The organism is Dyella telluris (assembly GCF_014297575.1).
Taxonomy (GTDB): Bacteria; Pseudomonadota; Gammaproteobacteria; order Xanthomonadales; family Rhodanobacteraceae; genus Dyella; species Dyella telluris.
The window spans coordinates 3318505-3334385 of the sequence record NZ_CP060412.1 but is presented as its reverse complement, the minus strand read 5'-3'; the positions used below and the strand labels follow the sequence as shown (position 1 = coordinate 3334385).

Annotated in this window: 12 protein-coding genes; 2 read left to right on the top strand and 10 right to left on the bottom strand. The window is 66.6% G+C overall.

What is annotated here, in order from left to right; all coding sequences use genetic code 11:
* Nucleotides 1-56 precede the first annotated feature (56 nt).
* From mazG to gspN, 6 genes are read right to left on the bottom strand one after another with little or no spacing between them, the layout of a single operon-like run.
* Entirely contained in the window at nucleotides 57-872 is an 816-nt protein-coding gene (mazG, locus tag H8F01_RS14600) for a nucleoside triphosphate pyrophosphohydrolase (RefSeq protein WP_187055816.1), read from the bottom strand.
* On the bottom strand, nucleotides 869-1696 hold the full coding sequence (cysQ, locus tag H8F01_RS14595; protein WP_187055815.1) for a 3'(2'),5'-bisphosphate nucleotidase CysQ: 828 nt from the start codon (nucleotides 1694-1696) through the stop codon (nucleotides 869-871). Before cysQ ends, mazG begins: the two co-directional genes overlap by 4 nt.
* Nucleotides 1693-2250, bottom strand: coding sequence for an ADP compounds hydrolase NudE (gene nudE / locus H8F01_RS14590; RefSeq protein ID WP_187055814.1), 558 nt, complete (start codon nucleotides 2248-2250; stop codon nucleotides 1693-1695). Before nudE ends, cysQ begins: the two co-directional genes overlap by 4 nt.
* Before the next feature lie 21 nt (nucleotides 2251-2271).
* On the bottom strand, nucleotides 2272-2616 hold the full coding sequence (locus H8F01_RS14585; protein ID WP_187055813.1) for a hypothetical protein: 345 nt from the start codon (nucleotides 2614-2616) through the stop codon (nucleotides 2272-2274).
* Between the two features lie 9 nt (nucleotides 2617-2625).
* Entirely contained in the window at nucleotides 2626-3408 is a 783-nt protein-coding gene (locus tag H8F01_RS14580; protein WP_187055812.1) for an inositol monophosphatase family protein, read from the bottom strand.
* Nucleotides 3405-4190, bottom strand: a complete 786-nt coding sequence (gene gspN / locus H8F01_RS14575) for a type II secretion system protein N (RefSeq protein ID WP_187055811.1) — start codon at nucleotides 4188-4190, stop codon at nucleotides 3405-3407. The genes H8F01_RS14580 and gspN overlap by 4 nt, the downstream gene beginning before the upstream one ends.
* A 62-nt stretch (nucleotides 4191-4252) precedes the next feature.
* On the opposite strand from gspN, the gene H8F01_RS14570 reads away from it, so the two are divergent.
* Nucleotides 4253-5611, top strand: coding sequence for an adenosylmethionine--8-amino-7-oxononanoate transaminase (locus H8F01_RS14570; protein ID WP_187055810.1), 1359 nt, complete (start codon nucleotides 4253-4255; stop codon nucleotides 5609-5611).
* Here H8F01_RS14570 and H8F01_RS14565 read toward each other — a convergent pair.
* Entirely contained in the window at nucleotides 5608-5934 is a 327-nt protein-coding gene (locus H8F01_RS14565) for a hypothetical protein (RefSeq protein WP_187055809.1), read from the bottom strand. The two genes, H8F01_RS14570 and H8F01_RS14565, sit on opposite strands and share 4 nt — an antisense overlap.
* 173 nt (nucleotides 5935-6107) lie before the next feature.
* Here H8F01_RS14565 and H8F01_RS14560 point away from each other — a divergent pair, with 173 nt between their 5' ends.
* On the top strand, nucleotides 6108-6842 hold the full coding sequence (locus H8F01_RS14560) for a 16S rRNA (uracil(1498)-N(3))-methyltransferase (RefSeq protein WP_187055808.1): 735 nt from the start codon (nucleotides 6108-6110) through the stop codon (nucleotides 6840-6842).
* Between the two features lie 494 nt (nucleotides 6843-7336).
* Here H8F01_RS14560 and H8F01_RS14555 read toward each other — a convergent pair whose 3' ends face one another.
* The 3 genes from H8F01_RS14555 to H8F01_RS14545 are packed head-to-tail and all read right to left on the bottom strand — an operon-like array spanning nucleotide 7337 to nucleotide 15802.
* Nucleotides 7337-7813 carry a chemotaxis protein CheW gene (locus H8F01_RS14555; protein WP_187055807.1) on the bottom strand — a complete coding sequence of 159 codons (477 nt, stop codon included), beginning with the start codon at nucleotides 7811-7813 and terminating at the stop codon, nucleotides 7337-7339.
* A complete protein-coding gene (locus H8F01_RS14550; protein WP_187055806.1) occupies nucleotides 7810-9633 on the bottom strand; it encodes a chemotaxis protein CheB in 1824 nt (607 codons plus the stop codon). The genes H8F01_RS14555 and H8F01_RS14550 overlap by 4 nt, the downstream gene beginning before the upstream one ends.
* Nucleotides 9626-15802, bottom strand: coding sequence for an Hpt domain-containing protein (locus H8F01_RS14545; protein WP_187055805.1), 6177 nt, complete (start codon nucleotides 15800-15802; stop codon nucleotides 9626-9628). Before H8F01_RS14545 ends, H8F01_RS14550 begins: the two co-directional genes overlap by 8 nt.
* Nucleotides 15803-15881: the final 79 nt, after the last annotated feature.

The window sequence follows — 15881 nt, the reverse complement described above, 5'->3', positions numbered from 1 at the left end:
CTGAGGCACGGGAACCCCAGAGCCCGTGCCTCCTTTTTTTCCAGGGCGATGAAGCCTCAGGCAGCCGGATCATCCAGCTGCTTGGCCTGTTGCCACAGGGCTTCCTGCGCGGCGAGATCGCGCTCGGCCAGTGGCGTGCCATCGGCCCGCGCCATCGTTTCCATGGCGCGGAAACGACGTTCGAACTTGGCATTCGCATGGCGTAGCGCCTGCGAGAAATCCACGCCGGCATGGCGCGCCAGATTGACCACCACAAACAGCACGTCGCCAATCTCGTCCTGCAAGCGCTGCTTGTCGCGGCCATGGGCAAACTCGGCGCGCACTTCAGCGGCTTCTTCCAGCAGCTTGTCCAGCACAGGCTGCTCGTCCGGCCAGTCAAACCCCACCTTGGCGGCACGTTCCTGCAGCTTCAGCGCACGCTTCCATTCGGGCAGACCGCGCGACACGCCGGCCAGCGCACTGTCATCGTGCTGCTCGCCCTTCGCTGCCCGTTCGGCGGCCTTGATGTCTTCCCAGCCCTGTTTCTGCGCATCGAGATCGTCGTAGCGCTCTTCACCAAACACGTGCGGATGGCGGCGCAGCATCTTGTCGCTGATGGCGTGCGCTACGTCGGCAAATTCGAACAGCCCGGCTTCCCTGGCCATCTGCGCGTGGAACACCACCTGCAGCAGCAGGTCGCCCAGCTCATCGCGCAGGTCGTGCCAGTCCTTGCGATCGATGGCATCGGCCACCTCGTACGCCTCTTCGATGGTGTACGGGGCGATGGTGGAGAAATCCTGCTGCACGTCCCAGGGACAGCCATGCTGCGGGTCGCGCAGGCGCGCCATGATGGCAAGCAGCTCATCCATGCCGTGCCGCGGGGAATCGCTCATGAAGCGTCCAGGTCGGCCGCCTGCAGGCGGGCCTTCCAGTCGATGGACACGTCGCCCACGGCGAGGAACTCCGGATTGAGCAGCGAGTCGCCACGGTTGTAGTGCAAGGGTATGCCAGCGAGGTCGAGCACGGCGCCGCCGGCTTCTTCCAGCACGCTCTGGGCAGCGGCGGTATCCCACTCGCTGGTGGCGCCGCGACGCAGATAGACGTCCGCATCGCCACGCGCCACCAGGCAGAACTTGAGCGACGAGCCCAGCGGCATCGATGCGTAGTCGTCGCCGATCAGCTGCTGCAGCAGGGCCGTGCCCGATCCGCCATGCGAGCGACTGCCCGCCACGGTGGCCGGCTCAGCCAGCCCACGCGTGGAGATACGCTCCCATGCAGCGCCCACACCTCGCTGCAGCCACGCGCCCTCGCCGCGCGCCGCCACATAGAGCTCGCCCGTCACCGGAGCCAGCACCACGCCAAGCACGGGCTGGTGGTTCTCGATCAAGGCGATATTGACGGTGAACTCGCCATTGCGCTTGATGAACTCGCGCGTGCCGTCCAGCGGATCGACCAGCCAGTAGCGCTGCCACTGTTGGCGCTGCGACCACGGTGCGGCGCGCGCTTCTTCGGAAATGACGGGAAGCACCTCGTCCAGCGCGGCGAGCCCGGCAGTGATCACGCGCTGCGCGGCAAGATCGGCCGCGGTGACCGGCGAGTGATCCTGCTTGCGCTCCACTTCGAAATCTTCGGCGTACACCACCAGGATGGCATCGCCGGCGTCGCGGGCAATAGCGGCGACGTGTTGCAGCAACGGGGAAAAAGGTGCGTTGGTCATGTCGGGAAAAAGCGGCCGGCGAGATATTCGCGTGCCATGAAAAGGGCGGCGATGGAACGGCCTTCGGTGACATCATCGCGGGCCACCAGCGTGTGCAGGTCAGCCAGCTTCCAGGGAACGACTTCAAGTTCCTCGGGCTCGTCGCCTTCCAGGCGTTCCGGATACAGGTCCTGCGCTAGCACGACATGCGCCATGTGCGTCATGTACGAGGGCGACAACGACAGGTTGTGCAGGATCTTGAGCTTGCGCGCGCCGTAGCCGACCTCTTCCTTGAGCTCGCGGTCGGCGCCCTGCTCCACCGTCTCGTCGCGATCCAGGCGCCCCTTGGGCAGGCTCAGCTCGTAGCGACCCACGCCGGCACCGTATTCGCGCACCAGCAGCACGGTCTCGTCATCGATCATCGGCACGATGATCACGGCGCCCAATCCGCTGCCCTTCAGGCGCTCGTACGTGCGGCGTTCTCCATTGGAGAATTCGAGGTCGAGTTGCTCGACGCGCAGGAAGCTACTGTCGTGCACGTCCCGGGTGGCATGGATGATCGGTGGCTTTGGCATCGTTCGATTGTAGCGCGCGGGTCAGCGGAGCGTCGGCGCGGCCTGGCGCCGGCCACTGAACGCCGCCCAGATCATCAGTCCGAGGGCGATGGCATGGAGCAGGCTACTGACCACGGCCCAGGCCGTGATGAACACCTGGGTGGTGGAAAAGGTCCCCTCATGCATCAGATGCGGCAGGCACCAGCCGCTCATCACCGACTGCGCAATGATGAGCAGGATCTGCAGCGTGCACGCCACCAGCACCAGCACAGCTGGCTTGCGCGCCCGGGACCAGTACACGCCGGCCATCGCCATGCCGACGATGCAGGCGACGAACATCGGCGCGGTCCCGAGAAGCACCGAATAAATGGGGATCAGGTCGTCCATGACGGTTCCTCAGCGGGCGGTGGCGAATCGTTCAAGCGCCAACGCATGGATGGCGGGCGTTCCCGCGAGCACGCTGGTGGTGTCGAGCGTGGGTGCTTGGCCGTCCAGATCGGTGAAGACGCCGCCCGCCTCGCGCACGATCACCGCCAGCGCGGCCACGTCCAGGATGTTCACGTCAGACTCGATGACCAGATCCAGGCTGCCGCGCGCGAGCAGGTGGTAATGGCAGAAATCGCCGTAGCCACGGATGCGGTTGCTGTCGCGGATCATCGCGCCCAGTGCATTCCAGCGCGCATCGCGCGTCAGCGTCTTCACGTTGCCGGTGGAAAGGGAGGCCTTGGCCATCTCGCGCGTATCGGCCACGCGGGCGGGGTCGCCGTCGAACCACGCGCCGCCGCCCTGGCTGGCCCACATGGTTTCGCCGTAGACGGGCGCGCTCGATACACCCAGCACCAGTTCGCCGCGATGCATGAGTGCGATCTGCGTGGAGAAGAACGGCGTGCGACGCACGAAACTCTTGGTGCCGTCCAGCGGATCCACCAGCCACAACAGATCGTGATTGTTGTCGTCGCGACCGAACTCCTCGCCGTAGATCGATGCCTGCGGCAGGGCCTTCTGCAGGATTTCCCGGATGGTGAGTTCGGCTTCGCGATCGGCTGCGGTTACCGGCGTATCGTCACTCTTGAGTTCTACCGCCACGCCCTTGCGCCAGTAGTGCCGGAGCACCACACCGGCGGCCTCGGCGGCCTCGCGAGCGGCGTCCAGTGCCTTGGACAAATCCAGTTCGCTCATCGTTTCTCCCCATGGATGGCAGCGGCAAGACCGCCACTGTAGTTGATGTGCGTGGTGCCGTCGGCATCGGTGGTGCCGAAGCTGGCCAGCCAGCGCTGCAGCTCCGGATGGTGCCCCCTGGCACCTGCCACCGCGGTGAAACGGCGCGCCAGCGGACTGAGCTGCAGCCGGCCATCCACGCGCAGCGGTCCGTCACCATCGTCCTGCAGATGCCCCTCGATCACGCCATTCACGGCGTGCAGGTCAGCGTGCAGGTTACCCAGCGGCAGATCCGCCTGACGGGGCGCCCGCAGCACGGCATTGCGCCATTGCACGCGTGTATCGAGCGACCAGGGCCAGCCGCCACGCAGTTCGATCCTGCCTGCGGACACCTGCAGCGTGCCGCGTGGCCACGTGCCGAGCACAAGCGGACCGGTGCCAAGTACGTCGAGGTCAAGACGCATTTGGACGTCCGTCCAGGTGGCCTCGGCAGCCTGCTTGCCCGTCATGCTGCCCACGAAATCGACGCGCGGGCCATGCAGTTCCACATGTAACCGGTTGTCGCCCAGCACGGCCAGGCGGGACAACCGCCATTGCAGCACGCCCAGGTTTTCGCCTTTGGTAGTGACCACGCGCCCGGCCTGGCCGTCCCAGAGGAGGCCGCTGACCTCCTGCAACTGCACGCCGCTCAGGCGCGCCTGCATCCACGGCAGCGCGCAGCGCGCCGGCAGGAACCACAGCAGCGCAAGCGCAGCCAGCAGCACGATCACAAGGCTGATGAGGGCAGTACGCCAGACCTTCAAATCGACTCCCTGACGGAATGCGAGACTTGAGCGCGCATAGGTGAAACGCCGATCATAGCCCGATGAACACCCTTCCTGCTGGCGACGCACTGGTGCGTCGCGACCTGAGCCTGCTGTGGCATCCCTGCACGCAGATGCACGATCACCGCACCGTGCCCATGATCCCGATCGCCCGGGGCGAAGGCGCGTGGCTGATCGATACCAGCGGCCGCCGTTATCTCGACGGCATCAGCTCCTGGTGGACCAACCTGTTCGGCCACGCCAATCCACGCCTGGCCGGGGCGCTGGCCGAACAGGCTCAGACGTTGGAACACGTGATCTTCGCCGGCTTCACGCACGAGCCTGCGGTGGCGCTGGCCGAAGAGCTGGTGCGCGTGACGCCGCCGGGGCTCGACCGTGTGTTCTATGCAGACAACGGCTCGGCGGCCATTGAAGTGGCGCTGAAAATGAGCTTCCACTACTGGCTGAACCAGGGGCACGGCGAAAAGACGCGTTTCATCGCGCTGACCGGCAGTTACCACGGCGAAACGCTGGGTGCGCTCTCGGTCAGCGACGTGGCGCTTTATCGCAAGACGTATGCGCCCCTGTTGCTCACGCCGATCCTGGCACCCTCGGCAGATACCTATGACGCACTGCCCGGTGAAGGCCCGGCCGAGGTCGCGCAACGCCGGCTCGAAGAGCTGCGGCAATTACTGGAAGCGCATGCGCACGAAGTGTGCGCGGTGATCGTGGAGCCACTGGTGCAGTGCGCCGGCGGCATGCGCATGTACCACCCCGATTACCTGGCTGGCCTGCGCCGCCTGTGCGACAGCTACAACGTGCACTTCATCGCTGATGAAATTGCCGTGGGCTTTGGCCGCACGGGCACGTTGTTCGCGTGTGAGCAGGCGCAGGTCACGCCCGACTTCATGTGCCTGTCCAAGGGGCTCACCGGCGGCTTCCTGCCGCTGTCGGCGGTGCTCACCACCACCACGGTCTACGAGGCGTTCTACGCTGAATACAGCGCGGGGCGCGCCTTCCTGCACTCGCACAGCTACACGGGCAATCCGCTTGCCTGCCGCGTGGCGCTGGAAACGTTGAGGATCTTCCGCGACGAACCCGTGCTGGAACGCAATCGCACGCTGGCAGCGCACCTGAACCGGCGGCTCGCGCCGCTACGCGACCATCCCCACGTGGCGGACGTGCGCCAGACCGGCATGATCGCCGCCGTGGAACTGGTCGCGGACAAAGCGTCGCGCACGCCCTTCCCTTCGGCGGACCGCCGCGGGCTGCGCGTGTACCTGCACGGACTGGAACACGAAGCGCTGCTGCGCCCGCTGGGCGACATCATCTACTTCATGCCGCCCTACGTGGTGAGCACCGGCGAGATCGACCATCTGGTCGATACCGCCATCGCGGGCATCGAGCGCGCCGTGGCCTAGTGGCCGCGGACCGTGATGCTCGGGTCGAGCTGCTCCAGGGCCGGCCCCAGCGTCGGCGAGCCGGTGTTCTTGATGTCCTGCTGGCTGTAGCTGCGACCCATGACCGACAGGCAGGTGCCCTGCTTGGCCGGGATCAGGCTGCCGGTGGTCTGCAGGCAATTGCGGTCACCGGGTTTCAGCGGACTCTGCGACGGGTCCTTCTGCGCCGAGACCTGCGGCTGGCTGGCCGGGTCCGTGGTACCTGCGGCGGGGTTTTGCTGCGCCATGGCGACCGGCACGATGCCGAGGGCGATGGTGAGGACTAGGAGTGTTTTGGTGATCATGACCCACCTCCGGGAAACGTGGGGACAAGTGACATGCTGCGCCCGCATCGCCTGACTGGCAAATGCCTGGTGGCCTGCGCCGCTCCCTTGTTCAGCTAACCGGCTACAGGCCGCATGGGACGGTGCCCCGCCGGTCCGCTATGCTTTTTCTTCCCACCCAGCAAGAACGCTTCATGCGCACCATTCGCATACACGTCGAACAGCCGCTCGCCGTTGGCCAGGAACTGGTTCTGCCTGCCCAGGCCGGCGAACACGTTGCGCGCGTGCTGCGGCTTGCCGCGGGCGCCCCCATCACCCTGTTCAACGGTGACGGCCACGATTACCCGGCCGTGATCCAGACCGTGGGCAAGCGCGATGTGAGCGTGCGCGTCGAGGCCGCCGACCTCGTCAGCAACGAGTCACCCCTGCCGCTGACCCTGGCGCAGGGCGTGGCACGCGGCGAGAAAATGGACCTGATCGTGCAGAAGGCCACCGAGCTTGGCGTGGCGCGCATCGTGCCGCTGCTGACCGAACGCTCCGAAGTGAAACTGGATGCCGGCCGCGCCGAGAAGCGCCTGGCCCACTGGCAGGCCGTGGTGGCCAGCGCCTGCGAGCAAAGCGGTCGCGCCCGCGTGCCCGAAGTGTTGCCTGCCGTGCCGCTGGAACAATGGCTGCGCCAGCTCCCGCAGGACGACGCCCTGCGCCTGGCGCTGCTGCCGGAAGGCACGCATCGCCCCGGCCAGCTGACCTTCCCGGCTTCCGGCGGCGTGCTCGTCGTGGGCCCCGAAGGTGGCCTCGGCCAGCGCGATGTCGCTGCCCTCACCGACGCCGGCTTTATCGGCCTGCGCCTGGGGCCGCGCATCCTACGGACGGAGACGGCGGGCTTGGCAGCGCTCGCGGCGCTGCAGGCACTGCATGGGGATGTTTGAGCGCGGTTGAACGTTACCGCGAAGACCCCGTGCTTCTTTTCGTGGCTCACCTGTTGGACGGCGTGGCGTACAGGGGCCTGCCGCCTTAAGCCGTCTTGGCAACGGCGCGTTGCGATGCGTGTGGAAGTACCCGCTGTGTAGCGGCGGAGGGCATCGAACACCGCAGCCGTCAAGGCTCGTATTCAACACGAGCCGAGGGAGCTTTGAAGGCCATTTCTTTGGGTTACTTGTCTTTGGGCCAGCAAAGAAAAGTGACTCGGCCTCCGGCAGAAGGTCGAAACACCCGCTGCGTAAGCGGCCGCCTGGCGGCGCCGCGCGAGACCAAAGGCCAAGAGCAAAGGCATTGGATGACCCGCCCTGCGGCGACTGAAAAGCGCCTCCAGCTCTCGCTGGAACGACGGCTCAAGAGAGAAACGGTGAGGCGAGCACCCGCCCCTCACCCCAACCCTCTCCCCGGCGGGGAGAGGGAGCTGGGGCGTATCGCGAGGGCGAGCTCAGCTCGCCAGATCAAGCAAGCCGATCAACTCCGCCTCGATCCCTTCCAGATCCGGAATCACGGCAATGTCATCGCGCACCAGCACCTGCGCGCGCACGCCCGGCGGCAACGGCGCGCCGTCATGCGTGGGAATGATCAGTTCCGCGTTGAGCGTGGTCAGGCGCGGGAAACCCTGCGTCACCACCGCAATGAACGGCAGATCCGCGTGGCCACCCAGTGCCTTCAGCACCGCCACACGCACGGCCTGCTCACTGTCTCCCTCGCCAGCACCTGCCAGCGTGTTGAACGACACCAGCGGCACCCGCCAGCCACGCCAGGCGATTCGACCCAGCAGCCACGGTGGCGATGCTTCCACCGGCTCGGGAGCCGGCATGGTGATCACTTCGGCCACGGTGGCATTGGGCAGCAGCAGGCGCAGGTTGCCCACCGGCACCAGTACGCAACGGATTTCACGCGGTAGTGGCAGCTCGCTCATCGCCGGCCCTCCATCGACATCTCTTCTACAAGGCGCGCCGCCAGTTCGGCAGGCGTGCCTGAATAACTATGCAGTCGCTCGGCCTCGATGCCGTGGACCATGTCCACGTAGTGGCCGTCCGACGACTCGATCCATACCTGGCCGCCACGGTCGTGGATGGCCTGACAGCCACCCAGCGCATCATTGGCCTGGCCGGCAAACACGATGGCCTGCGCATGGCGGCCGAACACGTTCGCCGCCATGGTGAAGCTGGCGTCGATCGGCGAGCTGCGCATGTCGTTGTTCTCCAGCGGCTGCAGGTCCACGCGACCGTCGCGGTGCACCCTCGCCTGCTGGCCAGCGGGAACCACCAGCACTTCGCCTACGCGGGCACGCACGCCCGGCGCAGCTACCCGCACCGGCAGCTCGCTGTGACGGGTCAGGGTATCGGACAACGCCTCGACGCTCTTGCCGCCCAGATGCTGGACGTGCAGCACCGCCGCACGCAGGTCGGTCGGCAGCATCGACAGGAACGAGCACACGGCTTCCAGACTGTCCGACGCCGCTCCAAGCACGAGCAGGCGGCCGATGGCACCGTCCAGTTCACCCAGCAGCATTTCGTTGCCGCCTTCGTATTCCCTGGGCGCCAGCGCTTCTTCCATGGAGACCAGTTCCAGCTTCATGCCCGGCTCGATGATGGAAGCTTCTTCCTCGCCGCCTTCCGGCGCCAGGAAATCCTGGGCACTCAGCTTTTCGACGCCGAATTCCTTCGGATGCGCCGGGGCCGACGCAAGCTCGGGAATCGGTGGGGGCGTTTCGTCTTCGTCCACCAGCGACCAACCCAACGCCAGGTCCATCAGCGACGAAGAGCCTTCCTTCGCCGTCGCGGCCACCGGCATGAGCGATTCGTCGAGCGGCGCCAGCTCCAGGTGATCGAGCTGGAAAGAAGGCACCGGTTTCGCAGCGCCCTCCTCGAGGGGAGCAGGCCCCTGTGTGGCAAGCGTATCGAGGCCAAACGTGCCGTCATGCAGCGGCGGCAATTCGGCGCCAGCGCCGAATTTCAGGCCCGAGCCGACATCCTCGCTTGCCTTGGCAGCTTCCTCGGCGAACGCACCGAAGTCGCCGTCATGCAGCGCAGGCAGTTCGTCTTCGGCGCTGAATTTCAGGCCCGAGCCGAAATCGTCCTCGGCTTCCAGGGGTACATCCTTCAGCGCCTCGAAATCGTCGATATCCAGGCCGTCGTGGTGCGCGGCCTGCACCGGCGACGCGTGCTCGGCATCGGCCACCGGTTCATCGGCGGCGAGCAGGGCTTCGAGTTCGGCGGCCAGCGATTCCGATTGCTCTTCCGTGGCGTGCACGACCTGCGGCTCGACCACCGCCACCGGCTCGACGAAGTCAGTTGCCGGTTCATCGAACTGCACTGGCGGCTCAACCTCGATGCTTTCCAGCGGCGTGGCGACTGCCTCGGGAACGGCCGGCGCGTCGTGCGGACGCGGCGGGTCCAGGTCGCCCTGCGCCATCACCTTCACGGCCAGGTGGCGCGCCCAGCGGGCGCGGTCCCAGCCGTCCAGGGACCGGCTCGCCGCGGCATCGTTGAACACCACGCGCGGGCGGTCGCCATCGATCACGTCGTAGAGGCGATCGATGTCGTCTTCGGCATCCTCGTCCAAGTTCACCACCAGCACTTCCGCGCCGGTAGTGTCGATCATCTGCCTGCTCAGGGTGGACAGCGCGCCTTCGTGCACGATCCGCGCACCGCGTTCCCGCAGCGCCTCGCGCAGTTGTCCGCCCAGCTCCAGGTCATCGAACAACAGCGCTACGGCAGTCGCTGCTTCAGCCATTGAACGACTCCGTGATGCGCTGTTCGAGCACTTCGCCAATCTGCGCGAGCAATTCGGCTTCCTGGTACGGCTTGCCGAGATAGCGATCCACGCCAATGTCGAACGCACGCTGGCGATGCTTATCGCCGGTACGCGAGGTGATCATGATGATGGGCACATCGCGCAGTCGCGGATCAGCCTTCATGTGCGTGGCCAGCTCGTAGCCGTCCATGCGCGGCATCTCGATGTCGAGCAGCATCAGGTCGGGCACGCGTTCGTGCAGCTTCTCGAGTGCGTCGACGCCGTCCTTCGCGGTGGCGACTTCGTACTCGTGGCGTTCCAGCACGCGGCCGGTGACCTTGCGCATGGTGATGGAGTCGTCGACCACCATCACCAGCGGACGCACGCGCGGCTCATCCACCACCGGCGTGGCCACGGCACTGAGGCCTTCGTCCAGTCGCGCCTGGCGACGGGCGATGCCGTGACGCACCAGCGGAGCCAGGTCAAGAATGATCAGCACCGAGCCGTCACCCATGATCGTCGCGCCGAGGATGCCCGGCACCGAACTGATCTGCGGGCCAACCGACTTCACCACGATTTCGCGCGAACCGATCACCGCATCGATGCGGATGGCGGCGCGCACGTCACCGGAACGGGTCAGCAGCAGCGGAATCTGCTCTTCGTCGGCGATGTGGTTGGGTGCGATGCCCAGCAAGCTGGACAGTTCATGGATATCGAAGCTCTCGCCACCGTACGGGAACGTGGGCTCCGCGTCGGCCATGCGCTCGGCCAGTTCGGCCGGGCTGATGCGGGCCACGCCCTGCACCGAGGTCATCGGAATGGCAAAGGTGGATTCGCCGATGCGCACCAGGATGGCCTGGGTCACCGCGAGGGTGAACGGCAGGCGCAGCACGAACGTGGTGCCCTGGCCTTCCCTCGACTCGATCGACAGTGCACCGCCGAGCTGCTTGATTTCGTTCGCCACCACGTCCATGCCCACGCCGCGGCCAGCAAGCTGGGTCACGGTGCTGGCAGTGGAGAAGCCCGGCTGTGTGATGAGCGCAAGCACCTGATCGTCGCTGATGCGTGCGTCGGCACGGATCAGACCACGGTCCACGCCGCGCTTACGGATGGCGTCGCGGTCCAGGCCACGGCCGTCGTCGGTGACGCGCACCACCACTTCGGTGGCTTCACGTGCCACGCGGATGCGCACGGCGCCTTCTTCCGGCTTGCCCGCCTTGCGGCGATCGGCCGGCGACTCGATACCGTGTGCCACGGCGTTGCGCAGCATGTGCTCGAACGGCGCCTTGATGCGGTCGAGCAGGTTGCGGTCCATTTCGCCGTGGGCGCCTTCGACGTACAGCTGGGCGCCCTTGCCTTCTTCCTGGGCAGCCTGGCGCAGCGTGCGACGCAGGTTCGGCACCATGGTGTCGAACGGCAGCATGCGCGTGCGCAGCAGGCCGTCCTGCAGTTCGGAGCTCACGCGCGACTGCTGGATCAGCAGCGTTTCGGCCTGGCGGGTCAGTTCGTCCAGCATGCCCTGGATGGACACAAGGTCGGATACCGACTCGGCCAGCGCACGCGAGTACTGCTGCAGCTGCGAGAAACGGTCGAGCTCGAGCGGGTCGAACACCGAGATGCCCGCTTCGCGATGCTCGCGCTGGAAGCGCGCGATGATCTGCGCTTCCGTTTCGATTTCCATCATGCGCAGCTGACCGCGCAGACGCTGCACGGTCTGGTCGAGTTCGACCAGGTTGAAGCGGTAACCGGCCACCTGCTGCTCGAGGCGCGAACGGTAGATCGCCACCTCGCCGGCATGGTTCACCAGCGTGTCGAGCAGTTCGGCGCGAACGCGGATCTGCTCCTGCTGCGTTGCCGGGGCCTCGTCGCGCTCTTCCGGCAGCAGTTCCGGCAGTGGCGCGGTACGTGCGGGGAACGGCACGACGTTGGCAATGTCCGCCGCGACAGGCGTCGCGTCGTGGCTGCCACCGGCCATGGCCAGGAAGCGATCGATGAGGGCCTGCGGGTACGGCACCGCGCGGCCCTGCGACACCATCTGCACCAGGCCGTGCAACTTGTCGAAGCCCGTTTCCAGCGCGGCGATCAGCTCGCCGATGTGCGCGGATTCCGCGTGCAGCGGCTTTTCCAGCGCCGTTTCGATGGCGTGGGTCAGGTCGCCCACCGGCACCATGCCGGCAATGCGCGCACCGCCCTTGAGCGTATGCAGATCGCGCTGGATCTCGGCCAGATGCTCGATGGCCGTGGGCTCCGCGCGCCACTGGGCCAGCACGCTGTCGGAGTGATCCAGGATCTCGCGCGCTTCCTCGATGAAGATTTCCAGCAGGTCGGGATCGATCTGGTGCGGCAGCAGCGCGCTTTCGTCGACGACCTCTTCCGGCGTGGCGTGCGCGACAGGCGCTTCCACTTCCGGTTCTTCGGCAACGGGCTCTGCAGCCACCGGTTCGACGGCTTCGATCACCGGCTCGGCAGCTTCGATCACCGGCTCGGCGGCTTCCACCACCGGCTCGGAGACTTCGGCCACCGGCTCCGGTTCGTCGAACACCGGGGCTTCCAGCACGATCTCTTCGTCCGGCACGTCGATCGTCGGCGCTTCCAGCTCGATCTCTTCGATCGGCAGGTCGACGATGACGGCCGGCAGTTCGTCCGATGCCTCTTCGTTTGCGTCCACGACATCCGGCATCGCGGTCTCTTCGACCACAGGGTGCTCGGCACCAGCGGCGTCGGCGACAGATTCCGCCTCGTCGAGGTTCAGTTCGTGCAGGTGGACGGGTTCGACCGGCGCATGGACGTCGTCGACCACCGGGCCGACTTCCAGCGTTTCCGCCTCGCCGAGGAGGTCGGCGTAGGCCTTAGTGAACTCGTCTTCTTCCACGCCTGCGTGCACGGGGGCATGCTCCGCCGACTCCGGCGAGTGCTCCGACACCGGCAGGTGCGCATCCAGGTCGTATTCGCCCAACGCGGCAAGCAGTTCATCCGCGTACTCGTCGGAAGCGGGCGTGGCCAGGTCGATGTGTTCGATCGGCTGCGCCGTATCCGACAGCGCCTCATCCAGCGACGCGGCAAGCGACGCCTCGTGGGCGATATCGGCAGCGTGCGCCGAGGTCTCGTCCGCCTGGTCGGCCGGCGTCTCGAACAGCACGTGAGCAACCTTCGGCTCGGGCTGGCTGTCGCGCAGTTCGGTCAGGCGATGGATCAGGCTCGTAAGGTCCGGCAGCTGCGGCGACGGCACGTCGAACTGGCTCATGACGTGGTCGACGGCATCGGCGCTCTGGCTCAGCAGCAGCACGCCTTCGGGCGACAGCGGCAAGCCCGCGGCGCGCAGGCGCTTGAGCAGGCTTTCCAGCGGCGACAGCAGCTGCGTCAGCAACGGGATGTCGACCATGGCGATGGCGCCATGCAGCGTGTGCACGGCGCGCAGCAGGCTGTCCTCCACGCGCAGCTCGCCATCGACACGGTTGATCGCCGTGCGGATGGTGGCCAGGTACTGCGCCACTTCGCTGCGCAGGATTTCCAGCAGCACCGGATCGATCGGCGGCATCACCGGTGCTTCGATCACGTCGTGCAGGTGTACCGGCTCAGCCGGCTCGGCATGCGCGGCCTCGATGTCGGCGAGGCTGGCGGCGGGAACGGCTTCTGCATCCACGTTCACACGCGGCACGCGACGGCGGACGATGCGGCGAACGGTCTCGGTGGCGCCACTGGTCGGAATGTCGGCGAGGCGCGCATCCACCTGACCGGCGGACAGGCGTTCGGCGATCTCCATGATGGCCACGACCGGCGCGTTCACGGCGCCCTCGCCCATCAGGGCGGCGCGCAGCTGCGGCAAGGCATCAATGGCGGCAGAGACGGTTTCCTGCACGCCCTCGTTCGGCGGGATCGACTGATCCAGCACGCGGTTGAGCATGTTCTCGACCTTCCACGAGAACTCGCCCAGCAGGGTGGCGCCGACCAGGCGACCGGAACCCTTGAGCGTGTGGAAGGAACGACGGATCGAGGTGAGCGCATCGATCTGCTCGGCGTTGGCCAACCAGGTCTTGCGGGCAGCGTGCAGGTTGTCGATCTCTTCCTGCATTTCTTCCAGGAAGATGTCGCGGATGTCGTCGTCGATACCGGCGGTGCTCGACTGGAAACCCGCGTCGATCGCACCCGCGCCGGCAACCGGCACTTCCTCGACCACTTCTTCTTCGATCTCGACCCAGTCGTCCTCGCCGCTGTGCACGGGCTCCTGCGGCGTGATGTGCACCGTGTCGGCCAGGCGCAGCCCGGTGATCTCGTGCGGTTCCGGCAGCGGCGTGTCGCTGTGGCCAACGATGAGGCCGGCAAGATCGTCGCCATGGCCAAGGCTGACGCTCTCGGACAGCTCAGGCTGGTTGGACAGTGCCGCGGCCAGCGCGGCATCGGCGGCGCGGGCAATGTGTTCCGGCGCCTCGTCCATGTCGTCGTCCGACGGCACGCGGGCGGCCGGCGGCGGCCAGTAACCCAGGCTGCTGAGGCTGTGCTCGGCAACGTCCAGAATGTGTTCCAGCCCACCGCGATGTTCGCGGGCGGCTTCCAGGTAGTACTCGAGTGCGGCCAGCGCGTCGGCGAGATGATCCATCTGCGCAGTGCTGGGCACGCGGCGGTCGGCCAGGAGTTCGTTGCCGACGAAGCGGCCGATGCCTTCGGCCAGTTCGGCCGGGCGCGGTGCGGACAACATGCGCATGGCGCCGGCGACTTCCTCCATCAGCGCGCCGACATCGGCGAGCTGGCTGGACTGCCAGCCGGACTCGACGTAGGCAACGATGGCGTCCTTCACCTTGCTGGTGTTGGCGGTTGCCTCGTGCATCAGCGTCGCCAGGATATGGCGCGCTTCGCTGCGCGGCAGCATGGTGGTCGGCGACTCGTAGGTCACCTCACCCTCGGCGCCCAGGCTCTCGATGTGGTCGTCCAGCGAGGCTTCGACGTAGAGCAGCGCGCCGGCCACGTCGAGCAGCAGCTCTTCGTCGGGCTTGCGCACGCGGCTGGCAATTTCCTCCAGCACACGACGCTGTTCGTTCACCACGCGACGCGGCACGCCCAGGGCGAGCATGCCCAGGGTGTCGCCCACGCGCTCGAGGATCTCGGTCTGGCCGGAGAGCTGGGCCGGATCGGCATCGGTCTGGCGCAGGAACAGATCGAGCGATTCCTTGACGCGTAGCAGGTCGTCCTTCAACGCCTTGGCGACGGAATCGAGCAGGGCACGGTTGTGACCGGCCATGGAGCCACGTGCGTGCTCGACTTCGCTCTGCTCGGGCAGCAGCGCGTCGAGCGCATAGGTCTGGCGCAGTTGCTCCATGCGGGGGCTGCCCTGACGGACCTGGCCCACCACGTAGAGCAGCTTGCGCGCGAGTTCGTCGGCATCGCCGCCACGCAGGCTGGCTTCGCCGTGTTCGACCAGCTGGCGGATGCTGCGATCCACCTTGCCGATCAGCTGGCGCACTTCGCCCGCCTGCGCCTTGAGCGCACCCTGCTGCACGCCTTCCAGCACGCCGGCGGCGATCCACCACAGGCGACGGCCAGGCACGGAATGGCAGCGCGCGGTAATCGCGTCCAGCGTCTGGATCATGCCACCGAGCTGCTGGTCGCCACCCTGGCCACGGAACCACGACAGCAGCTGCTGCTGGAAGCGCAGGCGCAGCGTGGTCACTTCGTTGCGCTGGCGTTCGACGCTGATGTCCGGCATCGACGCCGGCGCCTGGGCCGGCAACGCCATTTCAAGATTCGGCGTGAACAGTGCCGATTCATGCAGTGCCTGCTGGCCACGACTGGAGCGCAGGTCGTTCAGCAGCGGCAACAGCACTACCGGCACGTCGCGATGACCACCGGACAGGCGTTCCAGGTAATCAGGCAGCTGCATCAGGCCGCGCATCAGCGCGGCATAGGCTTCCTCGCGTTGGGCGACGTGGTCTTCCAGCAGGGCGATGGCAAGCGTTTCCATCTCCTCGGTGACCATGGCCGCGCCATACAGCTCGACCATGCGCAGCGTGCCGTGCACCTGATGCAGGCTGTCCGCACAGGAACGCATCGCATCCCGGTTGCCCGGGTTGTCGACGTAGGACTCCAGCGCCTCGCGGGCAAGGGCGAGCGTCTCGTCGAGCTCGGGCTTGACCCACTGCAGGGTGGTGAAATCGATATGGTCTTGAAGTCTCATGCGCCCCTCTCAACGGCCACGTAACGGTTTGTCACGCAACCGGCGAGGTTGCCCCCTGTGAAAATCGTTATCAGCCAAC

What these genes read in the sequence shown, in the direction of transcription:
- H8F01_RS14555 (WP_187055807.1), bottom strand. Translation starts at nt 7,813, where the DNA reads ATGAGCGAGCTGCCACTACCGCGTGAAATCCGTTGCGTACTGGTGCCG.
- H8F01_RS14560 (WP_187055808.1), top strand. Translation starts at nt 6,108, where the DNA reads ATGCGCACCATTCGCATACACGTCGAACAGCCGCTCGCCGTTGGCCAG.
- H8F01_RS14550 (WP_187055806.1), bottom strand. Translation starts at nt 9,633, where the DNA reads ATGGCTGAAGCAGCGACTGCCGTAGCGCTGTTGTTCGATGACCTGGAG.
- cysQ (WP_187055815.1), bottom strand. Translation starts at nt 1,696, where the DNA reads ATGACCAACGCACCTTTTTCCCCGTTGCTGCAACACGTCGCCGCTATT.
- H8F01_RS14565 (WP_187055809.1), bottom strand. Translation starts at nt 5,934, where the DNA reads ATGATCACCAAAACACTCCTAGTCCTCACCATCGCCCTCGGCATCGTG.
- mazG (WP_187055816.1), bottom strand. Translation starts at nt 872, where the DNA reads ATGAGCGATTCCCCGCGGCACGGCATGGATGAGCTGCTTGCCATCATG.
- H8F01_RS14545 (WP_187055805.1), bottom strand. Translation starts at nt 15,802, where the DNA reads ATGAGACTTCAAGACCATATCGATTTCACCACCCTGCAGTGGGTCAAG.
- H8F01_RS14570 (WP_187055810.1), top strand. Translation starts at nt 4,253, where the DNA reads ATGAACACCCTTCCTGCTGGCGACGCACTGGTGCGTCGCGACCTGAGC.
- H8F01_RS14580 (WP_187055812.1), bottom strand. Translation starts at nt 3,408, where the DNA reads ATGAGCGAACTGGATTTGTCCAAGGCACTGGACGCCGCTCGCGAGGCC.
- nudE (WP_187055814.1), bottom strand. Translation starts at nt 2,250, where the DNA reads ATGCCAAAGCCACCGATCATCCATGCCACCCGGGACGTGCACGACAGT.
- H8F01_RS14585 (WP_187055813.1), bottom strand. Translation starts at nt 2,616, where the DNA reads ATGGACGACCTGATCCCCATTTATTCGGTGCTTCTCGGGACCGCGCCG.